General features: G+C 63.7%; 17 protein-coding genes. 15 read left to right on the top strand and 2 right to left on the bottom strand.

Going from position 1 to position 13845, the window contains the following annotated elements; all coding sequences use genetic code 11:
• Positions 1 to 201: 201 nt before the first annotated feature.
• Complete coding sequence (locus tag RAD16_RS37920; RefSeq protein WP_458162975.1) at positions 202 to 459, bottom strand: DUF6894 family protein; 258 nt, start codon at positions 457 to 459, stop codon at positions 202 to 204.
• A 250-nt stretch (positions 460 to 709) separates the two neighbouring features.
• Between RAD16_RS37920 and pqqA the strand changes: the two genes are divergently transcribed.
• The 10 genes from pqqA to RAD16_RS37970 all read left to right on the top strand — a co-directional run bounded on the left by pqqA (position 710) and on the right by RAD16_RS37970 (position 10830).
• Positions 710 to 790 carry a pyrroloquinoline quinone precursor peptide PqqA gene (pqqA, locus tag RAD16_RS37925; RefSeq protein WP_007595659.1) on the top strand — a complete coding sequence of 27 codons (81 nt, stop codon included), beginning with the start codon at positions 710 to 712 and terminating at the stop codon, positions 788 to 790.
• 119 nt (positions 791 to 909) lie between these two features.
• Positions 910 to 1839, top strand: a complete 930-nt coding sequence (gene pqqB, locus RAD16_RS37930; protein WP_458162976.1) for a pyrroloquinoline quinone biosynthesis protein PqqB — start codon at positions 910 to 912, stop codon at positions 1837 to 1839.
• Positions 1836 to 2615 carry a pyrroloquinoline-quinone synthase PqqC gene (gene pqqC, locus RAD16_RS37935; RefSeq protein ID WP_458162977.1) on the top strand — a complete coding sequence of 260 codons (780 nt, stop codon included), beginning with the start codon at positions 1836 to 1838 and terminating at the stop codon, positions 2613 to 2615. Before pqqB ends, pqqC begins: the two co-directional genes overlap by 4 nt.
• A 12-nt stretch (positions 2616 to 2627) precedes the next feature.
• Positions 2628 to 2939 carry a pyrroloquinoline quinone biosynthesis peptide chaperone PqqD gene (gene pqqD / locus RAD16_RS37940; protein WP_458162978.1) on the top strand — a complete coding sequence of 104 codons (312 nt, stop codon included), beginning with the start codon at positions 2628 to 2630 and terminating at the stop codon, positions 2937 to 2939.
• Positions 2936 to 4135: a pyrroloquinoline quinone biosynthesis protein PqqE gene (gene pqqE, locus RAD16_RS37945; RefSeq protein ID WP_458162979.1), complete on the top strand. Its 1200-nt coding sequence runs from the start codon at positions 2936 to 2938 to the stop codon at positions 4133 to 4135. The genes pqqD and pqqE overlap by 4 nt, the downstream gene beginning before the upstream one ends.
• A complete protein-coding gene (gene pip, locus RAD16_RS37950; RefSeq protein ID WP_458162980.1) occupies positions 4125 to 5111 on the top strand; it encodes a prolyl aminopeptidase in 987 nt (328 codons plus the stop codon). Before pqqE ends, pip begins: the two co-directional genes overlap by 11 nt.
• 25 nt (positions 5112 to 5136) lie before the next feature.
• Positions 5137 to 5814, top strand: a complete 678-nt coding sequence (locus tag RAD16_RS37955) for a hypothetical protein (RefSeq protein WP_458162981.1) — start codon at positions 5137 to 5139, stop codon at positions 5812 to 5814.
• Between the two features lie 347 nt (positions 5815 to 6161).
• Positions 6162 to 7961, top strand: a complete 1800-nt coding sequence (locus RAD16_RS37960) for an FAD-dependent oxidoreductase (protein WP_458162982.1) — start codon at positions 6162 to 6164, stop codon at positions 7959 to 7961.
• Positions 7931 to 9778, top strand: coding sequence for a 2-oxoacid:acceptor oxidoreductase subunit alpha (locus tag RAD16_RS37965; protein ID WP_458162983.1), 1848 nt, complete (start codon positions 7931 to 7933; stop codon positions 9776 to 9778). The genes RAD16_RS37960 and RAD16_RS37965 overlap by 31 nt, the downstream gene beginning before the upstream one ends.
• The gene (locus RAD16_RS37970) at positions 9775 to 10830 is read left to right on the top strand and encodes a 2-oxoacid:ferredoxin oxidoreductase subunit beta (RefSeq protein WP_458162984.1); all 1056 of its coding nucleotides are present in this window, start codon (positions 9775 to 9777) and stop codon (positions 10828 to 10830) included. The genes RAD16_RS37965 and RAD16_RS37970 overlap by 4 nt, the downstream gene beginning before the upstream one ends.
• A gap of 61 nt (positions 10831 to 10891) precedes the next feature.
• Here the strand turns inward: RAD16_RS37970 and RAD16_RS37975 are convergent, their stop codons facing one another.
• A complete protein-coding gene (locus tag RAD16_RS37975) occupies positions 10892 to 11467 on the bottom strand; it encodes an STM3941 family protein (protein WP_458162985.1) in 576 nt (191 codons plus the stop codon).
• A gap of 209 nt (positions 11468 to 11676) precedes the next feature.
• Here RAD16_RS37975 and RAD16_RS37980 point away from each other — a divergent pair, with 209 nt between their 5' ends.
• Genes RAD16_RS37980 through RAD16_RS38000 form a run of 5 tightly spaced genes read left to right on the top strand, consistent with a single transcriptional unit; the run spans position 11677 to position 13777 of the window.
• Positions 11677 to 12285: a hypothetical protein gene (locus RAD16_RS37980; RefSeq protein WP_458162986.1), complete on the top strand. Its 609-nt coding sequence runs from the start codon at positions 11677 to 11679 to the stop codon at positions 12283 to 12285.
• A 58-nt stretch (positions 12286 to 12343) separates the two neighbouring features.
• Positions 12344 to 12667 carry an ArsR/SmtB family transcription factor gene (locus tag RAD16_RS37985; RefSeq protein WP_458162987.1) on the top strand — a complete coding sequence of 108 codons (324 nt, stop codon included), beginning with the start codon at positions 12344 to 12346 and terminating at the stop codon, positions 12665 to 12667.
• Positions 12664 to 13083: an SRPBCC family protein gene (locus RAD16_RS37990; RefSeq protein WP_458162988.1), complete on the top strand. Its 420-nt coding sequence runs from the start codon at positions 12664 to 12666 to the stop codon at positions 13081 to 13083. Before RAD16_RS37985 ends, RAD16_RS37990 begins: the two co-directional genes overlap by 4 nt.
• Positions 13084 to 13125: 42 nt before the next feature.
• Positions 13126 to 13329 (top strand): hypothetical protein, encoded by a 204-nt coding sequence (locus RAD16_RS37995; RefSeq protein ID WP_458162989.1) that lies wholly within the window; start codon positions 13126 to 13128, stop codon positions 13327 to 13329.
• A gap of 13 nt (positions 13330 to 13342) precedes the next feature.
• Positions 13343 to 13777 (top strand): DUF1801 domain-containing protein, encoded by a 435-nt coding sequence (locus RAD16_RS38000; protein WP_458162990.1) that lies wholly within the window; start codon positions 13343 to 13345, stop codon positions 13775 to 13777.
• The last annotated feature ends 68 nt before the right edge of the window (positions 13778 to 13845 follow it).

The raw sequence follows: 13845 nt of genomic DNA on the forward strand, positions 1-13845 counted from the left end.
ACTAGAGCTGCGCGCGCCATCTCCACGCTTCCACGGTCGGGACGAAGAGCTGGCCTGCAATCGAACAAAGAGCTGACCATAAACCTTGACACACCAAATCCCCATGTGAGCAATCCAGACTGCCTCCACGGAGGGATTCTGGATTGCTTCGCTACGCTCGCAATGACGGCGGAAAAAGCTGCGGCGTGGGAACGCTGGGGCTCAATGCCGCGTCGCGGACTGGTCCGGCATGTCCAGCAGGGCCTCGCTGAAGGGAAACTCCAGCACGATCTCGCCCTCGACATCGGTGACCTCGATGACCGCCTCCAGCAGCGCCGGCTGGGCACCCTCGGACTTCACCACCTCCAGGATCATCTGGCGGGCGACCTCCCAGGCGCGATCGGGGTTGCGCAGGTCCTCTCCGTCAGGATCCACGATCAGTTCGTCGCCGATGCGGGTGTTGAAGTAGTATCTTGGCATCACCGAATTCCAGCTAGAGTCGCCTGTAGCGGATTGAAAGCTGCACCGCACTCACAACTGCTTTATCAGGACAGGGTTCGCGACCGAATGCGCCGCGCACAAGGCAGCGTCCCCAGAAGTGATGTTCCACCATCGCTTTTCGCGGCGCAACATAGGCGTTCTCGGGAAAATTTCACTGGCGAACTTTTACGCCCGCAGTAATTTAACGATCGGGCGGATACGTCCGAATTCGCGAATATGGAGAGCCGAAATGGCCTGGAAAGCCCCGAAGATCGTCGAAGTGCCCTGCGGCATGGAAATCAACATGTATGTGAGCGCCACCCGCAAGTAAGCGGTTGGTGGATTACGCGTTCTGCGCAGGTGGGTCTTTCGGTCACGGACCGTTTCCGAACGACAGGAAGTGTGTCGCCCTGAGATCCACCTCGCGACGTTGCCTCCAGGAGACGTAACATGCTTCGCGTCGTCGTCCTGGGCGCCGGGGCCGGCGGCGGAGTCCCGCAATGGAATTGCGGGTGTGAGGGCTGCCGGGCGGCCCGTGCTGGCGGACATGAGCTTCAGAGGACGCAAGCCTCGGTTGCCTTCAGCGGCGACGGCGAGCACTGGTTTCTGATCAACGCCTCCCCCGACCTTCGCCAGCAATTGAACGCCACGCCGCAGCTACATCCCAAGGCGGGCGCGCTGCGCCATACGCCTGTTGCAGGCGTGATCCTGACCAACAGCGAAGTCGATGCGGTGGCGGGCCTGTTGTCGATGCGCGAGGGCTCGCCCTTCACGGTCTATGCCCATGAGAAGGTGCTGGCGATCCTGGCCAGCAACAGCATCTTCAACGTGCTGAACGAGAAGAACGTCAGGCGCCAGCCGATCGGCATCAGCGAGCCCTTCGAGCCGCGATTGCCCGACGGTGCGCGCTCAGGGCTGGAGGTGCTTCCGTTTGCGGTGCCGGGCAAATCGGCCTGGTATCTCGAAGGCAAGGCCCATCCCGGCGGCGAGAGCGGCGACGGCGATACGCTGGGCCTGAAGATCACCGACAAGTCCACCGGCAAGTGTTTCTACTTCATCGCCGCCTGCGCCGAGGTCACCGATGCGCTCAAGGCCGAGATCGACGGCGCTTCGCTGGTGTTCTTCGACGGCACGGTCTGGCAGGACGACGAGATGATCAAGGCCGGGCTCGGCCACAAGACCGGCAAGAGCATGGGCCACGTAGCGATGTCCGGTCACGATGGCGCGATCGCGCGGCTGGCCGATCTCACTATCGACAGGAAGCTGTTTCTGCATATCAATAACTCGAACCCGGCGCTGCTGCCTGATACGCCTGAACGCAAGACGGCCGAGGCGGCGGGCTGGCAGATACCCGCCGACGGAACGGAGATCGTGCTGTGAATGCCGCGTCGATGACTGGAATGACTGCGCTCTCTGTCGGCAAGGACATCAGGCTCAACTCGGCGGAGGAGCTTGAGGCGACGCTGCGCCATATCGGCGCGACACGCTATCACAGCCTGCATCCGTTCCATAAGCTCCTGCACGGCGGCAAGCTTAGCAAGGGCCAGGTGCAGGCCTGGGCGCTGAACCGCTACTATTACCAGAGCACGATCCCGATCAAGGACGCGGTGGTGATCTCGCGCTTCCGCGACCGCGCCACGCGCCTGGAATGGCGCCACCGCATCGAGGACCATGACGGCGATGTCGGCTCCGAGGGCGGCATCGAGCGCTGGCTGAAACTGACCGAAGGCCTCGGCCTCGACACGGCCTATGTGGAATCGACCGAAGGCATCCTGCCGGCGACGCGTTTTGCCGTGGAAGCCTATGTGCATTACTGCCGCGAAAAAAGCCCGCTGGAGGCGATCGCGTCCTCGTTGACAGAACTGTTCGCGCCGAACCTGCACGAGGAGCGCATCTCCGGCATGCTGGAGCATTACGACTTCGTCAATCCTGACATCATGAGCTACTTCAAGCGTCGCCTGGCGCAGGCGCCGCGCGATGCCGGCTTTGCGCTCGACTATGTCAAGGCGCATGCCACGACGCCGGAACAGCGCGCGCAGGTCTGCAACGCGCTGATCTTCAAGACCAACGTACTGTGGGTGCAGCTCGACGCACTCCAGCACGCCTATGTCGAAGGCAACATTCCGCCGGGCGCGTTCGTGCCCAAAGCGAGCTGAGGAACACGAGCAATGGCCGGGCCGCGGAACATCAGCGTCAGCGAGGCAAGCCGCCCCGTGCTGCCGCGGCATGCCAAGCTGAAATACGACGAGACGCGAAAAGTCTGGGTGATCCTGGCGCCGGAACGGGTGCTGGCCCCCGACGAGATCGCGGTCGAGGTCTTGCAGCTCTGCGATGGAAAGCGCAATGTCGGCGACGTCGCCGATCAATTGGCGGCGAAATACGCGGCTCCGCGCGAAGCGATCCTGGCCGACGTGGTCGTCATGCTGCAGGATCTCGCCGACAAGGGCTTTCTCACTGAGATCAGGGAGAAGACGCCATGAGCGACGTGCTCGGCAATCCCACTATACCGCCGGACGCCAGCGACAGCCTCGCGGTGCTGGAGAAGCAGCGCTCGACCGCGGAAACGTTCGGCATCCCGCTCGCCGTGCTGCTCGAGATCACCCATCGCTGCCCGCTGCAATGCCCCTATTGCTCCAATCCCGTCGAGCTCGATCGCTCCGGCAAGGAGCTGACCACGGACGAGTGGAAGAAGGTGCTGAGCGAGCTTGCCGAGATCGGCGTGCTGCAGGTGCATTTCTCCGGAGGCGAGCCGACGGCGCGGAAAGACCTGGTCGAGCTGGTCAAGCACGCCAGTGACGTCGGCCTCTACACCAACCTCATCACCTCGGCCGTGCTGCTGACGCGCGAGCGGCTCAGCGATCTCGCCGATGCCGGGCTCTGCCATGTGCAGATCTCGTTCCAGGGCATCGAGGAAGGCCTCGCCGACCGCGTCGCCGGCTACAAGGGCGGCCACCGCAAGAAGCTCGAAGTGGCCAAATGGACGCGCGAGCTGGAGCTTCCGCTCACCGTCAATGCAGTGATGCACCGGCAGAACCTGCACCAGCTCCCCGACATCATCCAGATGTCGATCGATCTCGACGCAGACCGGCTCGAGGTCGCCAATGTCCAATATTACGGCTGGGCGCTGAAGAACCGCGCCGCGCTGATGCCGACGGTCGCGCAGCTCGACGAATGCACCCGCCTGGTCGAGGAGGCGCGCGAGCGGCTGAAGGGCACGCTCGCGATCGACTACGTCGTGCCCGATTATTACGCGCTGCGGCCGAAGAAATGCATGGGCGGCTGGGGCCGGCAGTTCTTCAACATCTCGCCGGCCGGCAAGGTGCTGCCCTGCCACGCCGCCGAAAGCATCACCGGGCTCGATTTCGAGTCGGTGCGCTCCAACCATTCGATCGCCTGGATCTGGCAGAACTCCGACGCCTTCAACCGCTATCGCGGCACCGGCTGGATGAAGGAGCCGTGCAAGAGTTGCGAATTCCGCGAGATCGATTTCGGCGGCTGCCGCTGCCAGGCCTTTGCGCTGACGGGCGATGCCGCCAACACCGACCCGGCCTGCGCGCTGTCGCCGCTGCACGAGACCATCTTCAAGCAGGCCGAGCGCGAGGCCGAGGGCGAGACCAACCGCTTCCTCTATCGCAACTTCGCCGGCGGCACTCTGGAATCCGGGAATGATGCCTGACGCCGACGCAGGCACAGCAGCCAAACGTGCCGATCCCTTTGCACCGCTGACCTCCGATATGCTCGACGTCGGCGACGGCCACGAGATCTATGTCGAGAGCGTCGGCCGCGCCGACGGCATCCCGGCGATCTATCTGCATGGCGGGCCCGGCAGCGGCTGCCAGCCCGACCATCGCAAGCTGTTCGATCCCGAGCGCTTCTGCGCCGTGCTGTTCGACCAGCGCGGCTGCGGACGCAGCCGTCCCAAGGGATCGCGCCAGCACAACACCACGGCGCACCTGATCGCCGACATGGAGAAGATCCGCGAAAAGTTTGGCTTCGAGCGCTGGATGGTGGTCGGCGGCTCCTGGGGCGCAACACTCGCGCTGGCCTATGCAGAGGCGCATCCCGAGCGCATCTCCGGCATCGCGCTGCGCGCGACCTTTCTTGGCACGCGGACCGAGGTCGTGACGGCCTTCACGTCGCGCCTGTCGCAGTTCTATCCCGCGCTCTCCGAGGATTTCTTGAGCGTGCTGCCGCCCGAAGAGCGCACACAACCGGTCGACGCCTATTGGCGCCGCATCCTCGATGCCGATCCGATCGTGCATGGCCCGGCCTCGCGGGCCTGGCACGACACCGAGCGCGCTCTGTCCGAGCACAAGGCGGCGAAGACGCGGCTGGATCTTGCCTCGCTGAACGTCTGGCGCACGCTTCCGGCGACGCCGTTCATGGAGGCGCATTATTTCGTCAACAATTCCTTCATGAGCGAAGACCAGTTGTTGCGAAACGCCGCCCGCCTGGAAGGCATTCCCGGCATCATCGTGCAGGGCCGCTACGATCTGTTGTGCCCTCCTGAGACATCCGAGCGGCTAGCGAAAGTTTGGTCCGGTTCCGAGATCCGGATCGTGGAAGAAGCCGGACATTCGCTCTATGATACCGGCGTGAGGGACGCGGTCATGAAGTCGATCGCCGACCTCGCGTCGAAGGCCGCGCGCTAATGCGCGAAGGAAGGACAACAAGAAAATGCCGCTCGCCGGGAAAGGCATGCTGCTGACGTCGATGAATATCGATGCAGCTAACGAAGCTGATTTCAACCGCTGGTACGATCGCGAGCATCTGGAAGAGCGCGTCGCGATCGAGGGTTTCCTGGAAGCGCGGCGCTATGTCGCGCATGCCGCTAATCCCAAATATCTCTCGCTGTACTCGACCGAGACACTGGAAGTGCTCGACAGTCCCGCCTACCGGACGCGGCTCGCCAACCAGACCGAATGGTCGAAGCGAACCATGGCGCATTTCAAGAACATGCTGCGCGTGGTCGCGCGCATCACCATCAGCAAGGGCACCGGCCGCGGCGCCGCGCTTGGCCTGGTGCGGCTGCGCCCCACAGCCGAGAACGCCGGCGCGTGGCGTGATGCACTGCAAGAAAAGCTCGCGCCCGGCGATCGCGACGGCATCATCTCGATGCATCTGCTCGAAAGCGAGCCGGAATTGTCGGGCGCGACGGCGGATATTCCAGCAGTGCGCAATGAAGGCGCGCGTGACTGGTTCGTGCTGATCGACGGCACGCATGTCGGCGCGGTCTCCGCCATCATCGCCGAACGCTTCACCGGCCCCGCTGCCGCGCCCTTCCCGCTGCCCGTCTCCGTCGGCACCTACTGCCTGATGTGGGACCTCGCGAAGAGCGATATCGCGAGCAGCTGAATTGGGGGATTGCGGCGCTGTCTGCCAATGCCGTCATTGCGAGCGCAGCGAAGCAATCCAGACTGCGGTCGCGGCGACAGACTGGATTGCTTCGCTGCGCTCGCGCAATGACGAGGATGGAGCAGCGCAACATATTGCACCGCCACATGAACGAGCGCGGCCATTGATGCTGTGCGCGCGCAGCTCCCATGAAAGAGGGCAAGCGCGCAAATTTGCCGTTGTACTCCGGAACGGTTCTAATAAGCTAACCCAATGACGTCATTCAGAAACCAGATCGACGCGCGTTAAGCGTCCGACAAGCTCAAAAGAGGCCGCCGGGTCTTTGAGCCTGCGCGGACAGGGTAGGAATGAAACCGACCGATATCGCGGCCCCCGACTACTTTCACAAAGTGGTCGATTGCCAGTGGGCCTGTCCTGCACACACCCCGGTTCCCGAATACATCCGACTGATCGCGCAAGGCCGCTATAGCGACGCCTACATGATCAATTGGAAATCGAACGTGTTTCCAGGAATCCTGGGACGCACCTGCGATCGTCCATGCGAGCCGGCGTGCCGGCGCGGACGCGTCGAAGAGAACCCCGTCGCGATCTGCCGCCTCAAGCGCGTCGCTGCCGACTTCAAGGACGACATCAGGCAGCGCTTGCCGCATCCCACCGCGAAGAACGGCAAGCGCGTCGCGCTGGTCGGCGGTGGGCCGGCCTCGCTGACCGTCGCGCGCGATCTCGCCCCACTCGGCTATCACTGCACCGTGTTCGATGGCGATCCCGAAGCCGGCGGCATGATGCGGACGCAGATTCCGAAATTCCGCCTGCCCAATTCCGTCATCGACGAAGAGACCGGCTACATCCTCAATCTCGGCGTCGAGTTCAAGGGCGGTCACCGCATCGACAGCATGAAGTCGCTGCTCGCGGAGAAATACGACGCGATCTTCGTCGGCTCCGGCGCACCGCGCGGCCGCGAGCTCGACATCCCCGGCCGCAAGGAAGCGGCTGGCAATGTCCATATCGGCATCGAGTGGCTGGCCAACGTGTCGTTCGGCCATGTCGACAAGATCGGCAAACGCGTCATCGTGCTCGGCGGCGGCAACACCGCGATGGACTGCTGCCGCACCGCGCGCCGGCTCGGCGGCGAGAAAGTCACGGTGGTCGTGCGTTCCGGCTTCGAGGAGATGAAGGCTTCGCCCTGGGAGAAGGAAGACGCGATCCACGAGGATATTCCGATCCTCAACTACATGGTGCCGGTGGCATTCAAGCATGTCGCCGGCAAGCTCATCGGCGTCACCTTCCAGCACGTCAAAGCCGAATACGACGCCAAGGGCCGCCGCAATCTGGTGCCTTCGGGCGACCCCGATCAGACCATTCCCTGTGACGACGTACTGGTCGCAGTCGGCCAGGAGAACGCCTTCCCCTGGATCGAGCAGGATTGCGGCATCGAGTTCGACAAATGGCACATGCCCAAGGTCGATCCCGCGACATTCGTCTCCACCAACCCGAAAGTCTTCTTCGGCGGCGACGCCGCTTTCGGCCCCAAGAACATCATCTGGGCGGTCGCGCACGGCCACGACGCCGCGCTGTCGATCCACAAGATGCTCTCGGGCGAGGACATCACGGAGCGCCCGCTGCCGGAGGTGCATGTCTCCTCGCAGAAGATGGGCATCCACGAATGGAGCTATGACAACGACATCTCCAACGACAAGCGCTTCAAGGTGCCGCATCGCGACAAGGTGATCGCGCTGAAGGACATCCGCGCCGAGGTCGAGCTGGGCTACGACGTCAAGCTGGCGCTGGGCGAAGCCGAGCGCTGCCTGAACTGCGACGTCCAGACCGTGTTCTCGACCTCGCTCTGCATCGAGTGCGACGCCTGCGCCGACATCTGTCCGATGGACTGCATCACCTTCACTGATAACGGTGAGGAAGACGATCTGCGCCATCGCCTGAAGGCGCCCACGCCGCGTCCGGACCAGGACCTCTACGTCTCGTCTGATCTCAAGACCGGGCGCGTGATGGTCAAGGACGAGGACGTCTGCCTGCATTGCGGGCTGTGCGCCGAGCGTTGTCCCACCGGTGCCTGGGACATGCAGAAATACTTCATCGAGATGACCCACGCAGGTTCGACATGCCCGACAAAAAGCCGCTCAGCAGCGTAAACGACTTCGTCGTCCGCTTCGCCAACGTCAACGGCTCGGGCTCGGCCAGCGCCAACGAGATGTTCGCACGCGCGATCCTGCGCCACGGCGTTCCGGTGTCCCCGCGCAACATCTTCCCCTCCAACATCCAGGGCCTGCCGACCTGGTATGAGGTGCGGGTGACGGAAGACGGTCACCTCGGCGCCCGTGGTGGCGTCGACCTGATGGTGGCGATGAATCCGCAGACCTGGGACAAGGACGTCGCCGGCATCGAGCCGGGCGGCTATCTGTTCTACGATTCCACCAAGCCGATGCCGTCCACCAAATTCCGCGACGACATCACCGTGATCGGCGTGCCGCTCACCGCGATCACCAACTCCACCTACACCGATCCGCGCCAGCGCCAGCTGTTCAAGAATATCATCTATTTAGGCAGCCTCTCGGCGCTGCTCGACATGGACCCGAAGCTGATCGAGCAGCTGATCGGCGAGCAGTACAAGGGCAAGGAGAAGCTGCTCTCCTCCAACGTCCATGCGCTGCATCTCGGCCGCGACTGGGCGCTGCAGAACTTGAAGTGCCCGATCGGGCTGCGGGTGAAGAAGTCCGACAAGGTCGGCGACCGCATCTTCATCGAGGGCAACAGCGCCGCTGCGCTCGGCGCCGTCTATGGCGGCGCGACCGTGTGTGCCTGGTATCCGATCACGCCGTCCTCGTCGGTGGCGGAGGCCTTCACCGCCCACTGCAAGAAGTACCGGCACGATCCTGACACCGGCAAGGCCAAGTACGCGATCGTTCAGGGCGAGGACGAGCTGGCCTCGATCGGCATCGTGATCGGCGCCTCCTGGAACGGCGCCCGCGCCTTCACCGCGACCTCAGGCCCCGGCATCTCGCTGATGACCGAGTTCATCGGCCTCTCATATTTTGCCGAGATCCCGGCCGTGATCATGAACATCCAGCGCGCCGGCCCCTCGACGGGGATGCCGACCCGCACCCAGCAATGCGACATCATCGCCTGCGCCTATGCCTCGCATGGCGACACCAAGCATGTGCTGCTGTTCCCGGAAGATCCGGCCGAGGCGTTCGAGTTCGCGGCCGCCGCGTTCGACCTCGCCGAGCGGCTGCAGACCACGATCTTCCTGATGCTCGACCTCGACATCGGCATGAACCACCGGCTCTGCCGGCCGCTGAAATGGGACGATGCCAAGCAGTATGACCGCGGCAAGGTGATGACCGCGGAGATGCTGGAAGAAGGCCGCGACTTCGGCCGCTATCTCGACGTCGACGGCGACGGCATCCCCTACCGCACCTATCCCGGCACGCACCCGACCAAGGGCTCCTATTTCACCCGCGGCACCTCGCGTGATCGCTATGCGCGCTATTCCGAGGAAGGCTCGGTCTATGCCGACAACATGCAGCGGCTGGTGCGCAAGTTCGAGACCGCGCAGGACCTCGTGCCGCGGCCGCTGCAGGCCAATGCGGAACGGCCGACCAAATATGGCGTGATCTATTTCGGCTCGACCTCGCCGGCGATGGACGAGGCGATCGGCCTCTTGGAAGCGCGCGGGCATCAGCTCGACCGCCTGCGCATCCGCGCCTTCCCGTTCCACTCCAGCGTCGCAAGCTTCCTCGCCGAGCACGACTTCGTCTACGTCGTCGAGCAGAACCGCGACAGCCAGCTCCGCCAGCTCATCGTCAACGAGAACGGCATCGATCCCGTCCGCCTCGTGCCGATCGTGCATTATGACGGCACCCCGATCACCGCCCGCTTCATCGCAAAAGCCATTGGCGACCACCAGGATCACCTCAAGGTGACCCCGCTCCGCAAGGCCGTATCATGACCTATATTGCCAAGCCGAAATTTCATCATCCCGGGCTGAAGAAGAACGACCTCGGCTACACGCACCGCGACTACGAGGGCAAAATCTCGACGTTGTGCGCCGGCTGCGGCCACGACTCGATCACGGCCTCGATCATCGAGGCCTGCTACGAGCTCTCGATCGAGCCGCATCGCGTGGCGAAGATCTCCGGCATCGGCTGCTCGTCGAAGACGCCGGACTATTTCCTCGGCAATTCGCACGGCTTCAACTCCGTACACGGCCGCATGCCCAGCGTGCTAACAGGCGCCAACCTCGCCAACCGCGACCTGATCTATCTCGGCGTCTCCGGCGACGGCGATTCCGCCTCGATCGGCTTCGGCCAGTTCGCGCATTCGATCCGGCGCGGCGTCAACATGACCTATATCGTCGAAAACAACGGCGTCTACGGCCTGACCAAGGGCCAGTTCTCGGCGACCGCCGACCGCGGCTCGAAGAGCAAGAAGGGCGTGACCAACACCGACAACGCCATCGACCTCGTCGCGATCGCGCTGCAGCTTGGCGCCACCTTCGTCGCGCGCTCGTTCTCCGGCGACAAGAGCCAGCTCGTGCCGCTGATTGCGGCCGCGATCGGTCACAAGGGCGCATCCTTCATCGACGTCATCAGCCCCTGCATCGCCTTCAACAACCATGCCGGCTCGACCAAGAGTTTTGACTATGTCCGCGAGCACAACGACGCCGTGAACCGGCTCGACGTGCTGGTCGGCCGCGATCCCATCGCGGTGGATTATGCGCCGGGCACGGTGCAGGTGGTCGAGCAGCACGACGGCAGCAAGATCGCGCTGCGCAAGATCGACGCGGATTACGATCCGCATGACCGGCTCGGCGCCCAGACCTTCCTCGCGCGGCACGCCGCCAAAGGCCAGATCGTCACCGGGCTCCTGTACGTCGACCCCGATGCGGAAGATCTGCATGAGCATCTCAACACCGTCGAGACGCCGCTCAACACGCTGGAAGCGGACACGCTGTGCCCGGGCTCGGCGGTGCTGGACAAGATCAACGCCAGCCTGCGCTGACGGCTGCAATCAGGAAGGCATCGGCTCGGCCGATGCTCAGCCACATTAGCTGACAAGCGCCCTAGCTGACCGGCTCGGACTCTTCCGACACCGGGCGGGGCGCATAGGCCATCCGGCCGGCCTTCCAGTATTCATTGCAGGTCTCGAGCAGCGTGTTGCCGTCGATGTTGAGGCCGCCCGGATTGATGAGCACGCCCTCTGCGCCGATCGCCTCGCTCATCATCGATATGATGCGCTTCAGAAAGCCTCCCTCGAACCGGTCGGCGATGAGCGGGTCAAGCCTGAGGACGACGATCTTCCGGCTGCGAAACTCCCAGACCGATATGTCCCGCACGGATCTCCAGGAGATGGTGTCGTCGGCGATGCGGGTGTCGCGAATGCCGACCCGGGTGATGAAGAGGACCGGCTCCCTGTTGCCGACCAGCCTCCACAGCGCCCTGAGGGTGGCAACGCCTGATACCGTGAGGCCCAGATAGCAGACCGTGATCTGGAACGGCGTCAGGATCTTGAGATCAAACAGGTTGAATGCGATCGCGGCGAACAGCAGCGACAGCAGCAGGCCTGCCGCCAGCACCGTCAGCAACCGCGGCACGGAATAGCCGATCGCGAGATTGGGCAAGTTCTGACTTACGGACATTTTTTGACCGCCACCAGCAATTGCGACAACCTGGGGTGTACCAACGCCCCTCCTTCTAAATTCTTAAGGCGGGAACCTTGCGTGGGGCTGCCGGCGGACGTGCGCGGAATGAGCACTTGAACGCCCGGCAGCCGGCCGGCGACTAACCGCCTGTCGGCCGCCCTATCCCGGTGCGGGCCGCCAAATGTTCAACCCGTCCGGTGCGCCCCATGAAGCTTGCCCTCATCCTCCCGTTTCTCCCTGCCGCCCTCGTCGGCGCCGCCCGGGCCGAGGACGGCGACGAGTCCCGCGAGCCGACCAGGGCCGAGGCCGAGGCCTTCAATACGCGGATGTATGCCGGCCCGCCCGGCGACAAGGCCTATGCCTGCTTCGTCCGCCGCTATGATGCCGAGCACCTCGCCCGGCATCCCAAGCAGAAGGTCGCTTCGATGAAGCTGCTGATCTCGGCCGAGTTCGACAAGGAGGACAAGGAGCTGCACAACTCCTTCCGCCTCGGCTTTCGTTATCGCCATCGCTCCGGCGATTTCGATTCCAGCGGATCGTGCGGCCACGCCATGTTCACCAAGAACGGCCCCAAGGTCCGCCTCGGCTGCGGTGTCGACTGCGAGGGCGGCGGCATCGGCGTTGCGCTGTCCAAGGACGACAAGTCGGTGATCGTGCGGCTGGCGCGGGTCGCGGAGCGCTGCGGCGTCCACCGTCATTGCGAGCGAAGCGAAGCAATCCAGATTCCCTCCGCGGAAGCAGCATGGATTGCTTCGTCGCAAGGGCTCCTCGCAATGACGGCGGAAGCGAGCGCTCTCCCCTCCCATCCCGCTTGACATACCCATAACTCTACGGTTATGAGTAAATCCATAACTTACGAGTTATGGATTCCGCATGTCAGCCGCCCACGACCTTCTGTTCAGGACGCTCGCCGACCCGACCCGGCGGGCGATCTTCGAGCGGCTGTGCCGCGAGGGCGAGCAGACGGTCGGGGCACTGACGGCGCAGTCGGGCGTTTCCCAGCCGGCGGTCTCGAAACATCTCGGCGCGCTGAAGCAGGCGGGCCTGGTGCGCGACCGCCATGAGGGACGCCAGACCCATTACAGCGCCCAGCCCGGCGCGCTGAATCCGCTGGTCGACTGGACCAGCCAGATGGCCGGCTTCTGGCAGAACCGGCTCGATGCACTCGACGATCTCCTGAAGAGGATGGACCAATGACTGAAACCCGTTCTGTCGTCGTCGAGCGTGAATTCGCCTTTCCGGCCGAGCGGCTCTGGCGCGCGCTGACGCAGCCGCATCTGATCGAGGAATGGCTGATGAAGAACGACTTCAAGCCGACCGTCGGTCACCGCTTCAATTTGCGCGGCGAGTGGGGCGGCGTGCTCGATTGCGAGGTGCTCACCATCGAGCCGCAGAAGACGCTCGCCTACACCTGGAATTTCTCGCACGAGGACGCGGCGTTCGATCTCAAGAGCATCGTGACCTTCACGCTGACGCCGACGCTTTCAGGCACGCATTTGCGCGTCGAGCAGGCAGGTTTCAGCCCGACGCAGAAGCAGGCCTATGGCGGCGCGCATGCCGGCTGGAAGCAGTTCTTCAACAAGCTGGACGAAGTGTTGGCGCGGGCCGAGTAGCTCTGCCGGCGTCACCTTCAATCATTTTCAGGGGAGACCTCAATGAACTCGAACTTGTGGATCCGGCAGATTCATCGCTGGTTGTCGATGGCTTTCACGGTTGCCGTCATCGCCAACATCGTTGCGCTGACCATGCAGATTCAGGCGACGTGGATCGGGCTGCTGGCCTTCGTGCCGCTGATCCCGTTGCTCGCGACCGGGCTCTATCTGTTCGCGCTGCCCTATCTGCGCCGCGGCAACGCGTGAACGGGGCGGGATGATGACCAAAGCCGTGACCGCGAAGAAGGCTAGCGCGACGAAAACCGACAGCGCGTCGCCCTCAAAAATGATCGACGGCCGGATCAGGGAGCTCGGCGACTGGCGCGGCGAGATGCTGGCGCGGGTCCGCGGCCTGATCAAGGAAGCCGATCCTGATGTCGTCGAGGAGTGGAAATGGCGCGGCGTTCCCGTGTGGGAGCATGACGGCATCATCTGCACCGGCGAGACCTACAAGGAGGTGGTGAAGCTGACCTTCGCCAAGGGCGCGGCGCTGGACGATCCTGCCGGGCTGTTCAATTCGAGCCTCGAGGGAAACGTGCGCCGTGCGATCGATATTCGCGAGGGCGAGAAGGTGAATGAGAAGGCGTTGAAGGCGCTGATCCGCGCGGCGGTGGAGCTGAATGCGTCGAAGAAGAAGCCTGCGGCAAAGCGCTAGTACGCAACGAGCTGAAGTCAAATCGCGATGCTCTCTCCGTTCCCTCCCCCCTTGCGGGGGAGGGAACG

This window comes from Bradyrhizobium sp. 18BD, assembly GCF_054185225.1.

Coding starts and splice junctions, on each gene's coding strand:
- pip (WP_458162980.1), top strand. CDS start 4,125: ATGATGCCTGACGCCGACGCAGGCACAGCAGCCAAACGTGCCGATCCC.
- RAD16_RS37920 (WP_458162975.1), bottom strand. CDS start 459: ATGCCAAGATACTACTTCAACACCCGCATCGGCGACGAACTGATCGTG.
- pqqE (WP_458162979.1), top strand. CDS start 2,936: ATGAGCGACGTGCTCGGCAATCCCACTATACCGCCGGACGCCAGCGAC.
- pqqB (WP_458162976.1), top strand. CDS start 910: ATGCTTCGCGTCGTCGTCCTGGGCGCCGGGGCCGGCGGCGGAGTCCCG.
- RAD16_RS37965 (WP_458162983.1), top strand. CDS start 7,931: ATGCCCGACAAAAAGCCGCTCAGCAGCGTAAACGACTTCGTCGTCCGC.
- RAD16_RS38000 (WP_458162990.1), top strand. CDS start 13,343: ATGACCAAAGCCGTGACCGCGAAGAAGGCTAGCGCGACGAAAACCGAC.
- pqqA (WP_007595659.1), top strand. CDS start 710: ATGGCCTGGAAAGCCCCGAAGATCGTCGAAGTGCCCTGCGGCATGGAA.
- RAD16_RS37980 (WP_458162986.1), top strand. CDS start 11,677: ATGAAGCTTGCCCTCATCCTCCCGTTTCTCCCTGCCGCCCTCGTCGGC.
- pqqD (WP_458162978.1), top strand. CDS start 2,628: ATGGCCGGGCCGCGGAACATCAGCGTCAGCGAGGCAAGCCGCCCCGTG.
- RAD16_RS37975 (WP_458162985.1), bottom strand. CDS start 11,467: ATGTCCGTAAGTCAGAACTTGCCCAATCTCGCGATCGGCTATTCCGTG.
- RAD16_RS37985 (WP_458162987.1), top strand. CDS start 12,344: ATGTCAGCCGCCCACGACCTTCTGTTCAGGACGCTCGCCGACCCGACC.
- RAD16_RS37970 (WP_458162984.1), top strand. CDS start 9,775: ATGACCTATATTGCCAAGCCGAAATTTCATCATCCCGGGCTGAAGAAG.
- RAD16_RS37955 (WP_458162981.1), top strand. CDS start 5,137: ATGCCGCTCGCCGGGAAAGGCATGCTGCTGACGTCGATGAATATCGAT.
- RAD16_RS37990 (WP_458162988.1), top strand. CDS start 12,664: ATGACTGAAACCCGTTCTGTCGTCGTCGAGCGTGAATTCGCCTTTCCG.
- RAD16_RS37960 (WP_458162982.1), top strand. CDS start 6,162: ATGAAACCGACCGATATCGCGGCCCCCGACTACTTTCACAAAGTGGTC.
- RAD16_RS37995 (WP_458162989.1), top strand. CDS start 13,126: ATGAACTCGAACTTGTGGATCCGGCAGATTCATCGCTGGTTGTCGATG.